The 19493-nt window shown below is 62.3% G+C and carries 18 protein-coding genes and 1 tRNA gene; 10 read left to right on the forward strand and 9 right to left on the reverse strand.

Features of this window, described 5'->3' with window-relative positions:
- Window positions 1-261 precede the first annotated feature (261 nt).
- Window positions 262-1272, forward strand: coding sequence for a serine/threonine protein kinase (locus PAN31117_RS26360; protein WP_150740799.1), 1011 nt, complete (start codon window positions 262-264; stop codon window positions 1270-1272).
- 90 nt (window positions 1273-1362) lie between these two features.
- On the opposite strand, the gene PAN31117_RS26365 is transcribed toward PAN31117_RS26360, so the two are convergent.
- Window positions 1363-1821 carry a metal-dependent hydrolase gene (locus PAN31117_RS26365; RefSeq protein ID WP_150740800.1) on the reverse strand — a complete coding sequence of 153 codons (459 nt, stop codon included), beginning with the start codon at window positions 1819-1821 and terminating at the stop codon, window positions 1363-1365.
- Between the two features lie 371 nt (window positions 1822-2192).
- Between PAN31117_RS26365 and PAN31117_RS26370 the strand changes: the two genes are divergently transcribed.
- The 3 genes from PAN31117_RS26370 (at window position 2193) to PAN31117_RS26380 (ending at window position 3911) form a co-directional block, all read left to right on the forward strand.
- Complete coding sequence (locus PAN31117_RS26370; RefSeq protein WP_150740801.1) at window positions 2193-2921, forward strand: transporter; 729 nt, start codon at window positions 2193-2195, stop codon at window positions 2919-2921.
- A 125-nt stretch (window positions 2922-3046) separates the two neighbouring features.
- A tRNA-Met gene (locus PAN31117_RS26375) sits at window positions 3047-3123 on the forward strand.
- A 164-nt stretch (window positions 3124-3287) separates the two neighbouring features.
- Window positions 3288-3911 (forward strand): cysteine hydrolase family protein, encoded by a 624-nt coding sequence (locus PAN31117_RS26380; RefSeq protein ID WP_150740802.1) that lies wholly within the window; start codon window positions 3288-3290, stop codon window positions 3909-3911.
- Window positions 3912-3922: 11 nt separating this feature from the next.
- Here the strand turns inward: PAN31117_RS26380 and PAN31117_RS26385 are convergent, their stop codons facing one another.
- Together PAN31117_RS26385 and PAN31117_RS26390 are read right to left on the reverse strand one after the other, a co-directional pair.
- Complete coding sequence (locus tag PAN31117_RS26385; RefSeq protein ID WP_150740803.1) at window positions 3923-4891, reverse strand: bifunctional helix-turn-helix transcriptional regulator/GNAT family N-acetyltransferase; 969 nt, start codon at window positions 4889-4891, stop codon at window positions 3923-3925.
- Window positions 4892-5033: 142 nt separating this feature from the next.
- Window positions 5034-6401 carry an aminotransferase-like domain-containing protein gene (locus tag PAN31117_RS26390; protein WP_150740804.1) on the reverse strand — a complete coding sequence of 456 codons (1368 nt, stop codon included), beginning with the start codon at window positions 6399-6401 and terminating at the stop codon, window positions 5034-5036.
- A 79-nt stretch (window positions 6402-6480) separates the two neighbouring features.
- On the opposite strand from PAN31117_RS26390, the gene PAN31117_RS26395 reads away from it, so the two are divergent.
- A complete protein-coding gene (locus PAN31117_RS26395; RefSeq protein ID WP_150740805.1) occupies window positions 6481-6981 on the forward strand; it encodes a PaaI family thioesterase in 501 nt (166 codons plus the stop codon).
- Window positions 6982-7044: 63 nt separating this feature from the next.
- Here PAN31117_RS26395 and PAN31117_RS26400 read toward each other — a convergent pair whose 3' ends face one another.
- A complete protein-coding gene (locus tag PAN31117_RS26400) occupies window positions 7045-12438 on the reverse strand; it encodes an IPT/TIG domain-containing protein (protein WP_150740806.1) in 5394 nt (1797 codons plus the stop codon).
- 417 nt (window positions 12439-12855) lie between these two features.
- Here PAN31117_RS26400 and PAN31117_RS26405 point away from each other — a divergent pair, with 417 nt between their 5' ends.
- From PAN31117_RS26405 to PAN31117_RS26415, 3 genes are read left to right on the forward strand one after another with little or no spacing between them, the layout of a single operon-like run.
- Complete coding sequence (locus PAN31117_RS26405) at window positions 12856-13401, forward strand: phage tail protein (RefSeq protein WP_174991155.1); 546 nt, start codon at window positions 12856-12858, stop codon at window positions 13399-13401.
- 9 nt (window positions 13402-13410) lie between these two features.
- Window positions 13411-13944 carry a phage tail protein gene (locus PAN31117_RS26410; protein ID WP_150740808.1) on the forward strand — a complete coding sequence of 178 codons (534 nt, stop codon included), beginning with the start codon at window positions 13411-13413 and terminating at the stop codon, window positions 13942-13944.
- Window positions 13945-13956: 12 nt separating this feature from the next.
- Window positions 13957-14475 (forward strand): phage tail protein, encoded by a 519-nt coding sequence (locus PAN31117_RS26415; protein WP_150740809.1) that lies wholly within the window; start codon window positions 13957-13959, stop codon window positions 14473-14475.
- A 109-nt stretch (window positions 14476-14584) separates the two neighbouring features.
- Here the strand turns inward: PAN31117_RS26415 and PAN31117_RS26420 are convergent, their stop codons facing one another.
- On the reverse strand, window positions 14585-14992 hold the full coding sequence (locus PAN31117_RS26420; protein WP_150740825.1) for a hypothetical protein: 408 nt from the start codon (window positions 14990-14992) through the stop codon (window positions 14585-14587).
- Between the two features lie 619 nt (window positions 14993-15611).
- On the opposite strand from PAN31117_RS26420, the gene PAN31117_RS26425 reads away from it, so the two are divergent.
- Window positions 15612-15953: a zinc ribbon domain-containing protein YjdM gene (locus tag PAN31117_RS26425; RefSeq protein WP_039375523.1), complete on the forward strand. Its 342-nt coding sequence runs from the start codon at window positions 15612-15614 to the stop codon at window positions 15951-15953.
- Window positions 15954-15955: 2 nt separating this feature from the next.
- On the opposite strand, the gene PAN31117_RS26430 is transcribed toward PAN31117_RS26425, so the two are convergent.
- The gene (locus PAN31117_RS26430; RefSeq protein ID WP_150740810.1) at window positions 15956-16354 is read right to left on the reverse strand and encodes a GFA family protein; all 399 of its coding nucleotides are present in this window, start codon (window positions 16352-16354) and stop codon (window positions 15956-15958) included.
- A gap of 237 nt (window positions 16355-16591) precedes the next feature.
- Here PAN31117_RS26430 and PAN31117_RS26435 point away from each other — a divergent pair, with 237 nt between their 5' ends.
- Entirely contained in the window at window positions 16592-16852 is a 261-nt protein-coding gene (locus PAN31117_RS26435) for a hypothetical protein (protein WP_150576399.1), read from the forward strand.
- A 9-nt stretch (window positions 16853-16861) separates the two neighbouring features.
- Here PAN31117_RS26435 and PAN31117_RS26440 read toward each other — a convergent pair whose 3' ends face one another.
- The 3 genes from PAN31117_RS26440 to cobA are packed head-to-tail and all read right to left on the reverse strand — an operon-like array spanning window position 16862 to window position 19442.
- Window positions 16862-18061 carry a CmpA/NrtA family ABC transporter substrate-binding protein gene (locus PAN31117_RS26440; RefSeq protein WP_150740811.1) on the reverse strand — a complete coding sequence of 400 codons (1200 nt, stop codon included), beginning with the start codon at window positions 18059-18061 and terminating at the stop codon, window positions 16862-16864.
- Window positions 18062-18070: 9 nt separating this feature from the next.
- Entirely contained in the window at window positions 18071-18646 is a 576-nt protein-coding gene (locus PAN31117_RS26445; RefSeq protein ID WP_150740826.1) for an ANTAR domain-containing response regulator, read from the reverse strand.
- Window positions 18647-18674: 28 nt separating this feature from the next.
- On the reverse strand, window positions 18675-19442 hold the full coding sequence (gene cobA / locus PAN31117_RS26450; RefSeq protein ID WP_150740812.1) for a uroporphyrinogen-III C-methyltransferase: 768 nt from the start codon (window positions 19440-19442) through the stop codon (window positions 18675-18677).
- Window positions 19443-19493 lie beyond the last annotated feature (51 nt).

A 19493-nucleotide genomic window follows, 5' to 3' on the forward strand; every position in this document is an offset into this window, starting at 1 on the left:
CGACTCACCTGCTCGAAAACCACTAACCACCGGGCTTTCCAGCCCGTCGCCCCAACCGCTTCGCTGCTTTCGCTGCGTCGCTGTCGTTGCGAGAGACGGAATATTAATGACGTTCGACAGCGAGCGCAAGCCCTTTGTGAAACTATTTTTACGAAGGCGCATTTTCCTCGGTTCGTCGCAGCTCGCGTCCATCATCGCTCTATATAGGGAACGCTCGACATCCTCTGACGCCCGCCTTCAGCTTTGGGCACAATAGCGCGCATGGACACCGATCTCCCCCACGGCGCCGACGCGCCGCAGCACCCGTTCGCCGCTCTGCTCCCCGACACGGTCATTACCGCCGTGGAACAACTTGGGAGTTATAGCGACGGGCGTCTGCTTGCCCTCAACAGCTACGAAAACCGCGTCTACCAGGTGGGAATGGAAGACGGTCCGCCGCTGATCGCGAAGTTCTACCGTCCGCAGCGCTGGACCGACGACGCCATCCTCGAAGAGCACGCATTCACCCAGACGCTCGCACAGCAAGAGATCCCAGTCGTCGCCCCGCTTGAGATTCACGGCGCGACCCTGCACCACTTCGACGGTTTCCGCTTCGCCCTCTTTGCGCGACGTGGCGGCCGTGCCCCCGAGCTTCAGGATCCAGACACGCTCAACTGGCTTGGCCGCTTTCTCGGACGCATCCACGCCCAAGGCGCAACACAACCGTACCAACACCGCCTTACGCTGGACATCGACACCTACGGCCGCGCCCCCGTCGACTATTTGTGGACGAACGACTTCATCCCGTCCGACTTGCGCGAGGCCTGGCGCACCATCGTCGACCTGGCGCTCGACAGCATCGCCCGCGCCTATGAGCGAGCGGGAGACGTCAAACTGCTACGGGTGCACGGCGACTGCCACGGCGGCAATGTCCTGTGGACGGACACGGGCCCGCACTTCGTCGACTTCGACGACACCTGCACGGCCCCGGCGATGCAAGACCTCTGGATGCTGCTCTCCGGCACGCGCGCGGAGATGACTGGTCAACTGGACGAAGTCCTCTCCGGCTACGAAGACTTCGCCGACTTCAATCCCCGCGAACTGCATCTGACGGAAGCCTTGCGAACGTTGCGCCTATTGCATTACAGCGCCTGGCTCGCCCGACGTTGGGACGACCCCGCGTTTCCCGCCGCATTCCCGTGGTTCAACACGCAACGTTACTGGCAGGACCGAATCCTTGAGCTTCGCGAACAAGTCGCATTAATGGATGAGCCGCCGCTGATCTGGCGCTAACCGACGCTCAGCCGATCCAACCACTCAACCTACGCCGCCCGACGCCCACGCCCGACGAACGACATCGTCGAACGCGTGCGGCCGGGCGCACTACCACCAACGCCACATCGCGAACGCCAACGCCGCCGCGACGCACCACTCCGCACTCGACCCCGTCGTCACATATAGCGGCGACCGAAAGCGCGTTCGAAGCGGCCAGCAAAGCGGCACACCGGAAGGCGTCAACCAGTCGGCCAGCAGATGCGAGAGATATCCCGCACATAACGCAAGCATCCACGGCGGCACATGCCCCCAACCATATAGACATGCAACGATGGCGAGCGCGGGCAGCAACAAAGAGTGCGTCATGCCGCGATGTCCGAACAGCCCGGAGATCACCAGCGACAACGGGGCAATGCGCCGGCCCAACATACTTTTTGGATGATCGATGTCGGGCAGCAACGCGCCGACGAGCGTAAGCGGCCACGCATGAACGCTGGCAGCCCAACCGGTGCGATGCATCAGCCATGTGGCACCGACACCGAAAATGAGATGACTTCTGGCTTGCATGAGGGACGAGTGGATAGGTGACGGCCCGCGAAAATCTCATTCGATTCCGCGCTTGAAAAGGGGCCGAAGTCTACCACCGCGCACTGGCCGCGGCTTGCACGTTTGCGCCGTTCGTCACCACACCGAAAACCAACACGCAAGACCTTCACTTCTCCCAAACCGGAAACATCGGCAAATACGACACGTTCGCCGGTTTTTCAGTGCAATCCGATTGACGGTGTCACATGCCGCCCGTACGATGCCGCCGACCGATTGCGCAATCCATTGCGCTCCCCGCAAATCGACAGACGGATTCACAGTAAATCCGCAGCAGATTCGCAGCAAGACGACGCCATACACAGACAGAGAACAGGTCCCCGCCGGAGTTTTCGATGAAGAAGTTTCTGATCCTCGCCGCAACACTCGCTCCGCTGGCCGCACACGCGATGAATCCGCTCGTCACGGACGACACAGGTACGCAAGACACGGGCAACTGGCAGCTCGAACTCAACAGCGAATGGTTGACGCAACCGACATCGCGTCAACAGCAGTGGAACAACACACTGACCTACGGTGTGCTCCCAAATCTCGACCTCGCCATTCAAGCGCCCTATCAACGCACGCACCCCGACGGCGACGGTTGGACCAGCGGCTTCACCGATCTCCAGTTGCAAGCCAAATGGCGCTTCCTCGAAGGGGAGCAATGGAGTCTAGGCTTCAAACCCTTCATCACACTCCCGACGGCCAGCCAGGACCGCGGCCTCGGCAATGGCCGCGCGACGACCGGGGCGAATCTGTTGATGCAGTACAACCTCGACCGCTGGACGTTTCTCGCGAACGTAGGCTACACGTGGAACAACAACGGCCTGGGCAATCGCACAAGCTTGTGGAATGCGTCGACGGCCGTCCTATTCAGCGTGACGGAGGAGGTGCGCCTCGTCGGCGACATCGGCCTGGCCACTAATCCCGACAGCACGACATCGACCAAACCGGCCTACGCACTGGTCGGCGTTATCTACAGTCCGACGAAGGATCTCGATTTGGACGTTGGCTACAAACGCGGCCTGAACCCCGCATCCCTGAGCCATTCCGTACAGGCGGGCGTCACGATTCGGTGGTGAGCGGCGAATGCGCGGGATGCTTAAAAAACGCACGCCTCGCGCATGAATTTCGGGAGCGCCTTAAATTTAATGTCATAAATGCTTGACACAATGCGCAGAATACCCGTATTATTCTTCTTCTCAGACGCGGGGTGGAGCAGTCTGGCAGCTCGTCGGGCTCATAACCCGAAGGTCACAGGTTCAAATCCTGTCCCCGCAACCAAACACAGTAAAAGCCTTGATTTCGCGAAGAAATCAAGGCTTTTTGCTTTTCAGCACAGCACGGCCACCTGATCGAACTCCGGCGCGCGCCAGACGCCCATAGCATCTGATAAAGTCGTCGCGTCACTCCCCATCCCTTTGCGTCGCTCTCTTTCGAGACATCCGATGACGTCATCTGTCGAACGCAAGACCATCGATCCAGCGTCGCAGAACCCCGACGCCTTCAGCAAGACCCTGATCCCGGCGAAGACCGCCCTGATCGTCATGCACTATCAGACGGACATCCTCGCGCTGTTCCCCGCCGTCGCACCGACACTACTCGCCAACACGCGCGCGTTATGCGACGCGGCGCGCGCTCGGGGTATCGCCGTCTACTTCGTCAAATTCCACTTCAGCCCCGGCTATCCGGAAGTCAGCCCGATGAACCGCAACGGGCAAGGCGTGAAACGACTGGGATTGTTCGTCGACGACGCCATTTCGCCTGAGCTGGCGCAACGGCCCGACGAGCCGCTCGTCATCGCGCACCGCGCCAGCGCTTTCTACGGCACCGACCTTCAGTTACGACTGAGCGCAAGCGGCGTCGACACGTTGATGATGCTCGGCATCGCCTCGACCGGCGTCATGCTGTCGTCCGTGGCCTACGCAAGCGACGCCGATTATCGACTTTTCACCGTCAAGGACTGTTGCTACGACCCGGACACGATCGTTCATGAACACCTTTTCGCAACGGCCTTCGATTCGCGAACGACGGTTCTGTCGCTCGCTGACGCTCTGACACTTCTCACGTAAATCGCGACCATTCACGCCTGGCGACGGTTAAACCGCTGCTCGACGACGCGGCTTCCCCATTGCTCGCCTTCCGCTTCCTCCGCGAGACGAAAACCGAACGATTCGTAAAGATGCCGTGCCGCGTCGAGCCCCTTGAATGTCCACAGGTAGGTCTCGTCGAATCGCGCGTCGACATACGCCATGGCCGCCGACATGAGACGCCGTCCCACGCCCGAGCCACGCAGCGCGTCGTCCACGATGAACCAACGCAAGTGGGCGACACCCGTCTCGAGATTCCCATCGATGGCAAGCGAGGCCAGCGTGCGTCCGTTCTCGACGTACAACCATAGCGCCTTGCCCTCCGCTGGCAACGCCCCGGCAAATTCCGCCAACCCCGTCGCCACCTTCTTCTCGAAGTAAGCGCCGAAGCCCCAGTGCTCTGCGTAGTAGCGCGCGTGCAGGCTCGCGATATCACCGATGCATCCGGGCTGATATCCCTCCGCAATCTGCGCATCGATCCCAGCCTCGTCCACCCGCTTTGCCGAATTGTCCTGGGCAAGCGCATCGGCATATAACGCGAGTGAGCGGACCAGCGCCTCCTGATCTGCGGGCACGATGCGTCGCAGTGCACTCGACACTTGATCCGTCGCGAAGCGGTCGATCTTGCGCCGCAGCTTCTGCCCTGCCTCGGTCAGCGAGAGTTCGGAGGTTCGCGCGTCGTCATTGGCCGTCGCGCGCCGCACGAGGCCGCTGGCCTCCAGCTTCGCCACTTGCCTGCTGGTGTTCGATTTATCGAGCCGCAGAATATTGCCGAGGTCTTTGGCGCTGATGCCGGGCGTCGCGCCGATTTCGATGATGGCGTGGACGGCCGAAGGCGCGAGGTCACTGTCGGCCAGTGTGGTTCGCATGAACCCCAGTTCGCGCACCAGTTTCCGGGAGAAATCGCGGAGTTCGAGAATCTCCGCTTCGCGGGGCTTACCAGGCAGATCGACGAGGTCCATAGGCATCTCACACAGATCGGGAATGACGTCAGGTATGACGGCGGCGCAGAAAGGTTGCGTCACGCAACCAATATAGTTGCGATGTGCAACTTAAGCAAGGTGATGAATTCCCGCGCTGCCGGAGAACCGCCTCCCGCGCCCGTCACAATGGCATCCGCTCGATGACCTCTCGCACCTCGGCGAGCACCGGCGCGACCTGCGCCTCACTCATCGAACTCAATCCCAGCCTAAGGGCATGAGGCGCGTGGCGTGTGGTGGCGTAAGCCTGCGCCTTCGATACGGCGATGCCGCGCGCGGCCAGCGCGGACGCCACCCGATCCATGCGCAACCCCTCGGGCAAAGGCAGCCAGAGAAACAACGACGACGGATGCGTAACTACATCCATGTCGCGCAACGCCTCACGGGCAACCGTCTGACGCCACTTCGCCTGCGCGCGCTGGCGTTGCTCCTGACGTTCAACGTCACCACTCGCCAGCCAGCGCGTCGCGATGGCCGTGACCACACTCGACAAACTCCAGTACGACGCCCGCACCACGCGTTTGACCTGCGCTGCGTACGCCTCAGGCGCAACGACATACCCGAAGCGCAACCCCGTCGCCATACTCTTCGAGAGACTGGATACGTAAAACGTGCGTTCCGGCGCGAGCGTGACGATGGGCGGCCCCGCGTTATCAACGAGATACGCGTATGTCGCATCTTCAATGATCAGGCAGTCGCAACGTCGCGCGATCTCCACCAACCGTCGACGCTGTGCCGTACTCAACACCCAACCCAACGGGTTGTGCAACGTCGGCATCGTATAGATGGCCTGCACAGCATGGCGACGGCACACCGCTTCCAGCGCATCGAGATCGGGGACCACATGCCCTCTTGGCGCACTACGCTCGCTCTGCCCCGTCGCGACGGGCTTCAACGCCAGTCCTGCCAGCGACGCCGTCATCTTGAATCCTGGATACGTCAGCGCGTCAACGGCCACGGCATCGCCCGGGCGCAACGCCGTTCGCACCACGACGTCAAGACCCTGTTGCGCGCCACCGACGAGAAAGACGCGTTCCCCCGGCACGTCGATCCCCCGCGCACGACGCAGATACGCCGCCACCGTCTCGCGCTCGTGCTGCCGACCGCCGGGCGGCTGCTGATGCATCAACGCACTGAGATCCCCGGCTGTCGCCAGCTCACGCAACGTCGCGCGCAGCAACTCGCTCTGATCAGGCCATGACGGATGGTTGAACGATAGATCCACTGCACTGGAACTCAGTCGTGCCTCGTCGTCGACGTCCCACTCGCGTTGCATCGGACGATCCCGCACGAATGTCCCCCGCCCCACCTCACCGACGACCAGTCCCAGATCTCGTAGCTTCGCGTAGACCTTGGTCGCGGACGCAATCGCAATGCCGTACTGCGACGCGAGTTTTCGATGCGTCGGCAGTGCAGCGCCGGGTGGCAGCACACCGCTACGGATATCGCCCGACAGGCGTTCGACGAGCGCGGAGACAGGGGAATCGGTCATGACTGTACGTAGGACAATTTCTTGATTGTCCGATTCTAGACGGCGACACTTCAGATCGCAAACGTCAAAAGAGACCGACATGCACCAGACGACCGACCTCCCCCAAGACACGCAATACCCGGTGCTGACCTACTTGCAGCGACTGCTCGACGGCACGCTCAACGGCAACGAATCCATCCACATGCGTTACCCGACGGCGATCTCGCAATTCCTCGGCTTTCGGATCGTGGAAGTCGGCGAAGCGCTCGCCGTCATCGAACTCAATACTCATCCCGAGATCCACGGCAACCAGCAAGGCACCGTTCACGGCGGCCTGCTGTGCGAGCTGGCGGACGCGGCTATCGGCACTGCGCACTCGACGCTCATGGGCGAAGGCGAGACGTTCACGAGCATCGATCTGAAGGCGACGTTCCTGCGCCCGGTGTGGGACGCGCGACTTCTGGCACGCGCCTGGGCAACGCATCGCGGACGCACCGTCTCGCACTATCAGTGCGACATCCAGCGTGAGGACGGCAAAGTCGTCGCGCGCGTCGACAGCGCCGTCATGACCCTGCGCGGCGAGCACGCCAGGGGGCGCTGATAGAAAGTAAAAAGCCCGCCGATCCAATGACCGGCGGGCCTGATAAACCGATGACGACACCGCTCAGAACGGTGCCGTGAACGTCAGTCGGAAGCCCTGCTGCAAGCCGCCCATCCCCGTCGTCACGCTGTAATCCAGCCCGAAGATGAGCGTACCGGTGCGTAGTTTCGTCCCCGCGCCGACTTGCACGCGGTCGCTGCCGTACGGAGTGCCCGGCACGAAGTACACCGGCCCGCTCGACGCAATATCCGCATACGCCAACCCCGCCAGACTCTGACCGTTGAAGTCGTGCTGCAACTCCACGCGAATGTAGGGTGAGAACGTCCCGATGCGTGTCGCCTTCGCGAAACCTGCGCGCACGCCCAGCGTGCCGGAGAGCGTATTCACGTTCTGCTTGAAGTACGTGAGCGCGTTCAGCCCCGCACCGGTTTCGCTGTACTGATCGAGCGTGGAGCGCGATGCCGTCAGACGTCCGTACGGCGAGAACAGCCAGTCGTCGCTCCGGTACTCGTAGCCCGCCGACAAGGCGCCGAAGAACTGCTGGCCGTTGCGCTTCCCGCGCGCGAAGTCGTTCGCGTCGATGACCCAGCGGCGCGAGTCGAAACTCAGCGTGCCGAAGCCTGCGACGGCATCGACGAAGAGCACCGGAATCGGACGATAGCTCGCGTACAACGCACCGCTGTAGCTGTCGCCCGTGCTGCGCGTACCGGAACTGCCGATGTCGGTCGAGTCGTGTCCGTAACCGACGCCCGCGCCCAGCGAGAACTGGTCGGAGAAGCGATAGTCCGCGCCCATCGTCACGCCACCGGTCGTGAACTTGAAGCCCGAGCGCTGGGCGGCCGTGTTGGCGAAACCGAAGTCCACCGTACCGGCTGTCCAGTAGGCGAAACGCTGGTCGCCGTTCTCGCCTTCGCCGGGCAGGTCGGGACCGTCGCCCGTGGCAACGCCGCTTGTGCCGCTTGTGCCTGCGTTCTTGTCCGACCTGTCGCGCACATCCAGGCTCTTCGCCTTATTCATCGCCGTCGGGCTGACTTCCCCCCGCAGGCACGCGTCGCGATCCGTCATGCCGATGACGTCCTGACAGCGCGCCGGGTCGCGACTGTTGCCACGATCCGCCGACGGCAGCACCACGTTCAACCCGTTGCTCGACGGCGCACGTCCCTTACCGTGCAGCATTTCGAGACGCTGGTTGTAGTTGCCGATCTGCGTGGTGGCGAAGCGGCGAGCGGCCTCGACCTGTGCGCCGATGAGGCCGGTCACGTCAGGATCGGTCGTCGGATCTTTACGCGGTGCGACCGTTACCTTCGCCGTGCCCGGGGCCGATGTCGCGTTGGCGTTCGACACCGTGTACGTAATCACGGCGACACCCGCGAACGCCGCCGCCGGTACGAAGCGCAGCGTGTAGGCATTCCCCGTGGCAACGGCGGCACGCGCGACACCCGCTGCGACAGGCGCAGCCGACGTGCTGATGATCGTTGCCGTCCCGGCATTCGCCGGTGAGATCGATACAACGTTCGCGCCCGTGAACGGGCCACCCGTGGCGCTGGTGGTGATGTCGAAGTCGGCCGTGCCGTTGGCGGCGACGGACATCTCTTGCGGTGCGGCCGTCACCGGCACGGCACGCACGGTCACCGTCACCGGAATCGGGGCGGACGTACCGATCGCGTTGGTCAGCGTGTAAGCAAACGTCACGTCGCCATTGGTGCTCGGCGTCGGCGTATAGACGATGTCCTCGCCATTGACCACAGCCGTGCCGCTGGCAGGCGGCGTCGCAATCGCAATGCGCGTGAACGGCCCGCCCACCGCGTTGGCCGTCGCGCGGAACGTGACAGGTGCGCTGGAGAGCGTCTGCGTCTGCACGGCCGGGGCAGATGCGACCTGCCCAGTGATGCTGACGTTGTAGCTTTGCAGCGCGTTCAGCGGCGTGCCCGGCCCGGTACTCGAATCCCTCACCGTGACGGTGAAAGTGCTGGTGCCGGTCGACGTCGCGGTGCCGGACAACACCCCGCTGACCGGGTCGAGCGTCAACCCTGCGGGCAGCGCGCCGGAGGTGACCGTGTAGCGATAGGGTGCAACGCCGCCCGACGCCGTGAACGTCTGCGTGTACGCCTGACCGGCGATCGGCGCGGGGAGCGCGGACGGCGTCAGCGTTATCGATCCCGTGTTGACGTTCAGGGGCAGCGTGACAGTTCTGGAGAACGGCGCGCCGGTGCCTGTCGTCGAGTCATTGAGCCGGATCGTGACGGAGAATGCCCCCGCTGCGGTTGGGGTCCCCGTGATCGCGTAAGCGCTACCGTTTTGGGTGAGCTGCAAGCCATTCGGCAGGCCCGTCGCCGTCACTGTGAAGCCCGCATTCGCGCCCGAAACGGAGATGCCTTGCGTATAGGGCACGCCCAGCGTCCCGGCGGCTAACGAACTGGTTACGATGTTCAGGTTCGGGCCCAGCACGCGCACGTTGTATCCGATCGCGCCCGAGAAGTGGTTGGCGTCCGTTGCGACGACCGTCACAGCACTGCCAACCGATGTCTGCGTCGGTGTTCCGCTGATCGTGCCCGTTGCCGGGTTAAAACTCAGGCCCGTAGGCAATGTCCCGGTCAACACATAGGTATAGGGCGCCGCGCCACCGGTTGCCTGAACCGTCTGCGTGTAAGCAACGGCGGCCGTCGCATCCGGCAGGACACCCGGCGAAAACGTAATCGTCGGCGCACCGATCGTCATGGTCAGCGAGCTGCTGGTGACCGGCGGGTTGGTCGTCGTGACCGCATCGGTCGCCTTGACCGAGAAGTTAAAGGTACCTGCCGCCGTCGGTGTACCGGAAAGCAAACCGGTGGGACTCAGTGTCAGACCGGTCGGCAAAGCGCCTGAAGCTACGGCATAGATGTACGTACCCGATCCACCCGAGGCCGACGCCAGCGACGTGGTGCTATAAGCCACGCCGACCGCGCCTGCGACCGGTGCCGAAGGCGTGTACGCAAACGTCGACGGCAGCACCGTGACGGTGACGGTGCCCGGCGCTGATGTTCCGGCCACGTTCGTCATGGTGTAAGTGAACGAATCCGAGCCCGAGTAGCCGGGGGTCGGGGTGTAAGTCAGCGTCGTACCGGTCACCACGACTGTGCCGTGGGCAGCCCCTGTGCCAACAGCCACCGACGTGATGTGATTCGAGAGATCGAGCGCAACGTTGACCGCTCCGCTATTGAACGGCACGTTGGGGAGGGAAAGCGTGGCGGCCGTCGGCACGGCGACGAACGTGAAGCGGTCAGCCGAACCGGTGGTACTTGTTCCACCGGGGCCGGTCACTGTCACGTCCACTGTCCCGGCCGATCCGGCAGGCGACGAGGTCGTGATCGACGTGTCGTTGACGACGGTGAACGCTGCACTCGTCGCACCGAACCTGACCCCAGTCGCCCCGGTGAATCCCGTGCCGGTGATCGTCACGGCCGTGCCACCCGCGGCCGCCCCGATGTTCGTCGACAAACCGGTCACCATCGGTGCCGCAAGGTAGGTGAATCTGTCGTTGGCGTTGGTCGCGCTGGTACCACCCGACGTGGAAACGGTCACATCGACTATGCCACTACCGGCGGGGGCATTGGCGGTGAGCATCGTGCTGCTGTTGTAAGAGATGTTCGTGGCATTGGTGGTGCCGAACTTCACAGTCGACGACGGCGTGAAGCCGGTACCGGTGATCGTTACGCTCGTACCCCCGCTGCTGCTGCCCGACGTCGGCGAAATCGACGTGAGCGTCGGCACTGCGGTGTAGGTGTATTGATCCCCGGGGCCGGTGGCGCTAGTGCCACCGGGCGTCGTCACGCGAATATCGACGGTGCCCACGGAATGCGGCGGCGCCGTCGCCGTGATCTGTGTGGCGGTGACGACGACAAAGCTTGCCGACGTCCCTCCGAACGTCACCTGCGACGCAGCGGTGAAGTTCGTCCCGGAAATCGTCACGAGTGTGTTGCCGGAGACTGGCCCTTCCGTGGGCGAGACGGACGACACTGCGGGGGGCGATATGAACGTGAACCAGCCGGTCTGCGTCACTGCCCCTCCCGCCGTCGTCACAACGATGTCCGCACCGCCTGCCGCATGCGCGGGCGTGGTCACGGTCAGTGACGTCGCGCTATTGAACGTGACTGAGCTGGCCGCCGTCCCACCGATGGTCACCGTCGATCCCGGAGTGAAATTCGTGCCCGTGAGGGTGACGGACGTCCCCCCCGCCGTTGGACCGGTCGAAGGTGAAGCGGACGAAAGCGTGGGAGGAGCAACATAGGTGTACCAGTCGCTCGCGCCGGTGGCGCTGGTCCCGGCAGCGGTCGTCACAGTGATGTCGACCGTGCCCGCAGCACCGGCTGGGGCGACGGCCGTCAGCGACGAAGCGCTGGTGACGCTCACGCCTGCCGCCGCCGTCGCGCCGAATTTCACCGACGTGCTTCCCGCCACAAAGTTGCTGCCGGAAATCGCTACCGTCGTGCCGCCACCCGTGGGTCCTGAACTCGGTGAGACATTCGACACCGTCGGCGCGTTGACGTAAGTGAACTGATCGGCCCCACTGACGGCACTCGTGCCGCCCGGCGAAGTGACCGTGATATCGACAGTACCTGCGCTCCCGGCAGGCGATGTCGCGATGATCTGCGTGGCCGTTTTCGATGTGATGCTGGCCGACGTTCCACCGAAGATGACACTGGTGACATCGGCGAGGTTTGTCCCGGTAATCGTCACACTGGTGCCGCCCGCCGTAGAGCCCTGAGACGGCGAGACGCCCGTTACGGTCGGCGGCGGGACATACGTGTACAAGTTGCTGCCTGATGCCGCCCCTCCGTTGTTTGACACCCCCACGCTGACCGCACCCGCGAGGTGAGCCGGTGCAACGGCGGTGATTGTGTGTTGATCGTTCACCGTCACACTCGTGGCTTCGGTAGCGTCAAAGTAAACGTGGGTCCCCTGGACAAAGTTCGTCCCGGTGATGACGACCGTATTGCCCCCTGCGATCGGCCCGCTTGCGGGAGAAACGCTACTGGGTTGTGGAACGCCAAGCTGACGGGTGATGTTAATCGTGACCGGGTCGCCAGACTGCTGGTACATCGTGAACGTCCAGCTCGTGTTCGTGTTCGTTATCGACGTACTCGGCGTGAATTTCAACGGGTAATCCCCCGTCCCCGAAAGGTCGACCAGAAGCGATGACCCGTCGGCGGCTACGACGGCATTAGTGTCACCACCGGCTGAGCTGAAAAGCCCGTCAAGCGCCGGATCGCATGCCCTCACAATCGGATCGGCCGACGTGATCGTATAGACGGTCTGCCCCGCCAGTGTCGCATTCCAGTTGATGGTACACGCCGCAGCAAACGACGCCCCAAAGCTCGCGACGAGCGCCAGCAAAACCTTCAGCCAGAAAAGCCAAAGCGTGGACAAATCGGGACGAGCGCCGGGCTCACCGCGGCGGAAGCGAATGCTGGACGACATGTTTTCCCCGAATCCCCGCCCTGCACAGGCTCGGAGATCACATTGTTTTTTTACCCATCGCAGCAATATCGCCGAATAAAACGCCGAAGCGCCTTATCACACATTTCGGTACATTTTATTAATTGTTACCGACACCTCACGACACTATGCGAACGCGTGGGAAGGGTAAAAAACATGAAAATGCGTGTCAAGGAGTACTTACAAAATTCAAACAGATAGCAATCGAATCAAGGGTTTTCACTGACGTTTTCAACCGGTAATTTTCGGTACATGAGAAAAATTAAAACATCCGTTTCAAATTTATAGACTAAAAAATAACGTCTCCGAACTAATTTAAATCACTGGCTCTCGATGGCACAATTCGCGCCAACAACTCATCAAAAAATCGTGGCACTGCCACATAACGAGGAAGAACCAGTGGAAGCTTATCTCGGGGAAATAAGGTTGTTTGCGTTCGGTATGTCGCCGCGCGATTGGGCGCCATGTGCAGGACAACTGATGAACGTCAATATCAATCAGGCGCTGTTTTCGGTCCTGGGGATTCAATACGGGGGAGATGGCAAAAACAATTTCAAGCTGCCGGATTTGCGCGGGCGTGTGGCTATGCATCGCCTGCCGGGGACTTACGAGCAAGGCGTTCCCGGCGGCGAGGAGACCGTTACGCTGACGCAGGCGCAAACGCCTGTTCACACCCATTCGTTTCAGGCCGCGGCGAACAGCGGAACCCAGCCCATCGCCAGCACCGACAAAAACCGGCTGTTCGCGAAAAGCGCTGTGGTGAACGAAGGGAAAACGGTTGACGGCGCTGCGTTGTATGGCCCGCCGACGGAGCAAACGCTCGTCAAGGAATCTCCTGAAGCCTGTAGCACGACGTCCGACGCGCTCGGCCACAACAACATGCAACCGTCGCTGGTCATGAACTACATGATCTGCATCAACGGCATTTACCCGTCGCGCGGCTAGGAGTTCGACATGACACCGTACTATGGAGAAATTCGCTTGTTTGCGGGCAGCTACGCCCCGGTTGGCTGGATGATCTGCGATGGGACGCTCGTCAACATTTCAGATTTTGAAGTCTTGTTCTCTTTGATCGGAACGACGTATGGCGGCGACGGCGTTAGCCGATTCGCGTTGCCGGATCTGCGTAATCAGGTGCCGATCGGCATGGGACAGGGACTGGGGTTGAGCAATCGCGTGCTGGGGCAAAAGCTCGGGACTGCCACGGTCACACTCAAGTCGACCGAGGTGCCGGGCCACGTGCATGACGTCTATGCGACGACCAGCGATGCCACCACGCCGACGCCAGGTGATGGCGTCATGCTGGCCAAAACGGCCGCCAACTTCTACGACACCGGTGCGCGTAACCCGGGCGGCAAGGCCGCGTTGTCGCCGAAGGCCATCAAGCCGTCAGGCAACGCAGAACCGACGCCTCACAACAACCTCATGCCCACGGCGACGCTGAACTACATCATCGCCGTGGACGGCATCTATCCGTCGCAGGGCTGACCAGAGCAAACAATGGACGAATACTACATTGGTGAAATTCGCATCTTTGGGTGCAACTACCCGCCTGCCAACTGGGCCTTTTGCGACGGCTCGCTGTTGCAGATACGCGCCTACCCGGTGCTCTTTTCTGTCATCGGCAACCGTTTCGGTGGTGACGGCAAGCTCACGTTCGCCGTTCCCGATCTCCGGGGATATGTGGCGCAAGGAATGAATACGGCGGGTGATCTGGGCAAGATTCAGGGGGCGACGACGGTGATGTTGACCGAAGCGAACATGCCGTCGCACACGCACACCGCTTATACGAACAACACGCGTCCGGGCAATGTGACCGGCGACGACAAGTTGCCTGCCCGATTCATCTCGGCGGGCGCGAACGCTTTCGTGGAGGATTCGGCGTCATCGCTCGTGTCGCTGTCGCCAAAGACGATGAGTGCCGTTGGCGGCGGCGCGGCGCACAACAACATGCAACCGTTCCTGCCGATGAACTTTTGCATCGCGTTGGAGCGGGGAGAATTTCCGCCGCGACCGTGAAGACGGTGACGACAATCGTCAAACAATCAGCGCCCTACAGATAAGAGATACAAGAACGCCATTGAAAGCCCGTCGGCAGGTTGCGACGGGCTTTTTTATCGATGCTGCATCAAATCCCGCCAAGCAAATCGTGCGAATCGAGAATGGCAAAGGCGATTTCGGGGCGGGCGTCGAGACAACGTCGAATGGCGGCGGGAATGTTGGAGCGGGTTTTTCGGCACAAGCCGGGTTGCGCGTCCAATTGAATGATGATGCCGCGCAGGGTTTTGACTTCGTTCGGGCTTGGCGTAATGCGCAACCGAATGCCGAGTTGGGCTTGCATCAAACCGATCATGCGGTTTAGATCGTTGTAGCTGGAAATCGCCTCGATTCGCGCGATCAGCCGCTTTTCCTCGGCTTGCGTGAGCATCAGAATGCGCCGGTCGCCTTGGGCATCCTGAAAGAGCGTTTCCCGCTCGCAGGTGCAGGCACCGGGCGGGCACTCCGTACGAATGGGAATCTGAATCTCGGCGGCCATGACGGGGACAACGCAATAAGGGGAATGGCGGGCGTGGCGCCCATTATCAGCCAAACCAGTATCGCCGGTGTGACGCCCGGGAGCCATTAGGGATTTCAACGCCTGTGCGCGGTCTGTCGGCCAAACCGACAAAGGCTACGAGACCGCGCGGTAGCCCTGATCTGCGAGATGTCGTTGCAGCCACGTTCCGCCAGAACGAGCGACAACTACGTTCTTCGCGATAAACACTGCACTCCCGGCCAACATCGCCGCCGGATATCCGATGGACCATAGAACTCCAACGAAGCAGTCAACCGCAACCAAACGCCCACCTCGGTGCACAAGCCCTTCCGAAAATGCCCACAGAGATCCAAAAAGCAGTGCGGCCCAGTTGAAACCTGGCTTCACGCGACGCTCCGGCTCAGTGGAATGGATCATCAAAGTCGAAGGCATGACATCTGGTGGGAAATAGTGAACATAGGCAATTTATTGTCTTGCCATCGACATTCTTTAGCCGATGGGACTTGCACGCGGGTTTCAGGATGCCCCCTGCCCTTGAGCCAACGCAAGGGATGCCCTGGCCGACAACGTTATACTCTCGCGCTCTTATTGCCTTCGCATTACTTCAGGGAAATATCAAATGAGCGCTCTGCCCCCATGCCCGAAATGCAACTCCGAATTCACGTATGAAGACGGCGGCATGTGCATCTGCCCGGAATGCGGCAACGAATGGTCGGCGCAGGCCGAAGTTGCGGCGGAGCCGACCGAGCGCGTCTATCGCGACGCCACCGGCGCGATTCTGCAAAACGGCGACACCGTTACGGTCATCAAAGATCTGAAGCTCAAAGGCGGTGGCGGCACGATCAAGATCGGCACCAAGGTGAAAAACATCCGTCTTGTCGACGGCGACCACGACATCGACTGCAAGATCGACGGCTTCGGTGCAATGAGCCTGAAAACGGAGTTCGTGAAGAAGGTGTAAGGCTATTCGCGTGGCAACCGATCCTCAATCTCATACCACGACGCTTTCGATGCCACGTGAAGATGTCGCTGTCCCGGGGCGGCGAAAGGGGTGTCGATCGTCCCTAGCGCCACCGAGATCCAATCGGCCAGCTCCGGTGTATTGCTCGACCAGAAAAGAGAAGTCCCGCAGTCTGCGCAGAACTCCCGACGGACCGATTCGGATGACGCATACGCTTTGATGCGCTCTTTACCCGACAGGACATAAAGGTCTTTACGCTTCGTTCGTCCATAGCTCGCGAATGCCGCGCCGTGTCCCTTGCGGCACTGCGCGCAATGGCAGTGACTGAATTTGACCATCGGTTCGCGAATCTCGAAGCGGATGGCACCGCATAAGCAGCGTCCTTCAAGCACCGTCGACATACGGCTCCCTCCTTGACATGATTCCCCTCACTTTACGCAAGAGAGGCTTTCATTTTCGCGCGTTTATCGAAATGAGGCGGCTCCCTACACTGTCACACATGCTGTGATGCAGTGAGACGGGAGGAGACGCCCGCCAAAATGGGAAAACCGGCGCACATCGGTGCGCCGGTTTCCGTTAAGAACCCAACCGTCTCCAGCAGGTGCGTCCTCACAACGCCCTCACCACACACGACGGCCATGAAAAAGAAGATTGCTTTAGCGGCGTTTCTCGCAGTGCCCGGATCTTTCGCGATCCTCGCCCTCGCTTGTCTGCATCCCGTCCTGCGCCGTGAACTGGCCCGCGCAGCCGGCCTCGGCCCCGTTTTCGCCAACGTGTCGCGACAAGTCGTCCTGCTCGCGCTCGTCTATCACCTGAACATGCATCACCGTCACCGCGAACGTGCCGTGCGCGCCTGCCTCGCGCGTGGTGGCGTCGATTGCGACGTCTTCGCACAGTAAGACGGCCGATCACCGCGACCGAATGGCAAATCCGTCGATGTAAGCCGTCAGATCGGCGGCACTCGCCGCATCCCACCGGCGACCATCGCACAGCACTTCACCAGTAGCCTCGGACACCACCGGCACCGCCTCGGCGCGCGCCGCCGCCGCGAACAGGTCGGTCTGATTCACTTCCGCCGCCGTTTGCGCAGCGTGAACGACCGCATCGTCCCCCACCATCCCCCAACGACGGTACTGCGAGACGAACCACATCCCGTCCGATAGATGCGGGTAATTCACCACACCACCATCAAAGAAGCTCACCGGCAACAACGCGTGTCGCCCGAATAAGCGTCCGAAATCCCCAAGCAAGCGTGCCGCGATCAGATCGCGCGGTGCGCCCACCCACGCCGGTTCGGCCAGCCAGCCCGCCGCTTCCGCCCGATGCCCCGGCATGTCCAGCCACCGGCACGCGCTCAGCAGCGTGCGCACCAGCGCTTGTGCCGTCTTCGGATAACGGGTGACGAAGTCCCGTCGGCAGGCGAGCACCTTTTCCGGATGATTCGGCCAGATATCGCTAGACACCGCGACTGTCCGCCCCAACCCGCGCGCCTGCGCCACCGCATGCCACGGCTCGCCGCAACAGAAGCCGTCCAACCCGCCCTCCTCCATCGCCGCCACCATGTGCGCGGGCGGAATCACAATGCTGGCAATGTCGCGTAGCGGATCGATCCCTTGCGCGGCGAACCAGTAATTCATGAACATCGCGTGCGTGCCCGTCGGGAACGTCTGAGCAAACACCGGCTTGCGACCGAGCGACGCCAATGCCTCGCGCAGATCGCCCGTCTCAGCCAGCGCATCGGCCAGCGACGGCGTCACCGTTACCGCCTGCCCGTTGCGGTTGAGCACCATCAGCACGGCCATGTCCTCGCGCGGTCCGCCAATGCCCAGTTGCACGCCGTAGACCAGCCCGTAAAGCGAATGTGCTGCGTCCAGCTCACCGGTGAGCAGCTTGTCGCGGATCGCCGCCCACGACGCTTCCCGGCTCAGTTCCAGCGTGAGCCCATGCTCGTGCCCCAGTTCCAGACGCTTCGCGACGACCAGCGGCGCGGCATCCGACAGCGCGACGAACCCCACGCGCAAATGACGCTTCTCCGGCACATCGTCCGAAATTCGATCCTGCCGGTCCGGCGATGGCCCATCGAGGGCCAACCATGATGACGTCGACATGTGCAGTGTCTATCCCAGTAATTCGGCAATCGAGACGAGCTGGCGCGCCACTTCGACGAGCTTCTCGCCCTGATCCATCGCCCGTTTGCGCAGGATGGCGTAGGCCTCCTGCTCGGAAATCCGTCGCCGGTCCATGAGCAGCCGCTTGGCGCGGTCGATCAGCTTGCGGTCGGCCAGTTCGCTTTCCGCCTTGGCCAGTCGCGCGCGCAACTTCTCCTCATGGGCGAAGCGCGCGAGCGCGACTTCGAGAATCGGTGCGAGACGGTCCACCGCCAGCCCTTCGACGGAATACGCCGTCACTCCGGCGTCGACCGCCGCGCGGATGAGCGACTGATTGCCATCGGCGGAGAACATCAGCACCGGACGCGGCGCGGCCGCGTTCATGACCGCCAGTTGCTCCAGCGTGTCGCGCGACGGCGACTCGGTGTCGATGATGACCACGTCCGGCCGCTCGCTCTCCACCACGCGGGGCAACGCCTGCGGCTTGGCGACCTCGGCCAGCATCTCGCACCCCAGACGCGCGAGCGCCGCCCGCAAGTCGCCAATCGGCTTGTCGGTGTCGGTCACGAGCAGCACACGCAGCATGCCGTGCTCGCTCTTGGTGACGGGAACGTCAGGCGGCACGAGCGACAACTTCCTCAGCGATCACGCCCATCCCGCCCATCGCTACCGAAGCCTCACCCACGGCTCCGCCGACGAGCAGAATGGCCGGACTGGCGAAGCCTTGCGCGCGCACGTCGGCCGCCAGTCGCCCCAGCGTCGTCACCATGCGGCGCTCCTGCGGTGTGCCCGCCCACTGCACCGCGCCCGCCGGTGTGTCCGCATCGAGATGCGCCAGCAACGTCGCGCTCAGTGCCTCGACCCGATGCAGTCCCATGTATATCGCCAGCGTGGTGCCCGTCGCGGCGAGCGCCGCCCAGTTCGGTGCACTGCCGTCCTGCCGATGCGCGGTGACGAAGGTCACGCCCGCGCAGTGATCGCGGTGCGTGAGCGACATGCCGAGACCGGCCGCCGCCGCGAACGCCGACGAGATGCCGTTGACGATCTCGACCGGCACGCCCGCACGCCGCAACGCCGTCATCTCCTCGCCAGCGCGGCCGAACATCAGCGCGTCGCCGCCCTTGACCCGCACCACATGCGCGCCGCGCTTCGCGAAACGGCACATCATCCGTTCGATGAACGCCTGCGGCGTCGAGCGGCATCCGCCGCGCTTGCCCACGGCAATCACACGCGCCTGCGGTGCGAGCGTGGCGATCTCCGGATTGGCCAGATCGTCCACGAGCAACACGTCGGCCTCGCCGAGCACGCGCGCCGCGCGCAACGTCAGCAGATCGAGGGCGCCAGGCCCGGCGCTGAGCAGAGTGACTTTGCCGTTCTTCATGATCGTTCTCCCTTGATTCCTCTACATCCTCGATGTCGTGCATGGGGGCTC

Source organism: Pandoraea anapnoica (genome assembly GCF_902459765.1).
Lineage (GTDB): Bacteria > Pseudomonadota > Gammaproteobacteria > Burkholderiales > Burkholderiaceae > Pandoraea > Pandoraea anapnoica.

Coding starts and splice junctions, on each gene's coding strand:
- cobA (WP_150740812.1), bottom strand. CDS start 19,442: ATGAAGAACGGCAAAGTCACTCTGCTCAGCGCCGGGCCTGGCGCCCTC.
- PAN31117_RS26390 (WP_150740804.1), bottom strand. CDS start 6,401: ATGACCGATTCCCCTGTCTCCGCGCTCGTCGAACGCCTGTCGGGCGAT.
- PAN31117_RS26410 (WP_150740808.1), top strand. CDS start 13,411: ATGACACCGTACTATGGAGAAATTCGCTTGTTTGCGGGCAGCTACGCC.
- PAN31117_RS26385 (WP_150740803.1), bottom strand. CDS start 4,891: ATGGACCTCGTCGATCTGCCTGGTAAGCCCCGCGAAGCGGAGATTCTC.
- PAN31117_RS26380 (WP_150740802.1), top strand. CDS start 3,288: ATGACGTCATCTGTCGAACGCAAGACCATCGATCCAGCGTCGCAGAAC.
- PAN31117_RS26395 (WP_150740805.1), top strand. CDS start 6,481: ATGCACCAGACGACCGACCTCCCCCAAGACACGCAATACCCGGTGCTG.
- PAN31117_RS26415 (WP_150740809.1), top strand. CDS start 13,957: ATGGACGAATACTACATTGGTGAAATTCGCATCTTTGGGTGCAACTAC.
- PAN31117_RS26430 (WP_150740810.1), bottom strand. CDS start 16,354: ATGTCGACGGTGCTTGAAGGACGCTGCTTATGCGGTGCCATCCGCTTC.
- PAN31117_RS26435 (WP_150576399.1), top strand. CDS start 16,592: ATGAAAAAGAAGATTGCTTTAGCGGCGTTTCTCGCAGTGCCCGGATCT.
- PAN31117_RS26425 (WP_039375523.1), top strand. CDS start 15,612: ATGAGCGCTCTGCCCCCATGCCCGAAATGCAACTCCGAATTCACGTAT.
- PAN31117_RS26370 (WP_150740801.1), top strand. CDS start 2,193: ATGAAGAAGTTTCTGATCCTCGCCGCAACACTCGCTCCGCTGGCCGCA.
- PAN31117_RS26365 (WP_150740800.1), bottom strand. CDS start 1,821: ATGCAAGCCAGAAGTCATCTCATTTTCGGTGTCGGTGCCACATGGCTG.
- PAN31117_RS26420 (WP_150740825.1), bottom strand. CDS start 14,992: ATGGCCGCCGAGATTCAGATTCCCATTCGTACGGAGTGCCCGCCCGGT.
- PAN31117_RS26440 (WP_150740811.1), bottom strand. CDS start 18,061: ATGTCGACGTCATCATGGTTGGCCCTCGATGGGCCATCGCCGGACCGG.
- PAN31117_RS26360 (WP_150740799.1), top strand. CDS start 262: ATGGACACCGATCTCCCCCACGGCGCCGACGCGCCGCAGCACCCGTTC.
- PAN31117_RS26445 (WP_150740826.1), bottom strand. CDS start 18,646: ATGCTGCGTGTGCTGCTCGTGACCGACACCGACAAGCCGATTGGCGAC.
- PAN31117_RS26400 (WP_150740806.1), bottom strand. CDS start 12,438: ATGTCGTCCAGCATTCGCTTCCGCCGCGGTGAGCCCGGCGCTCGTCCC.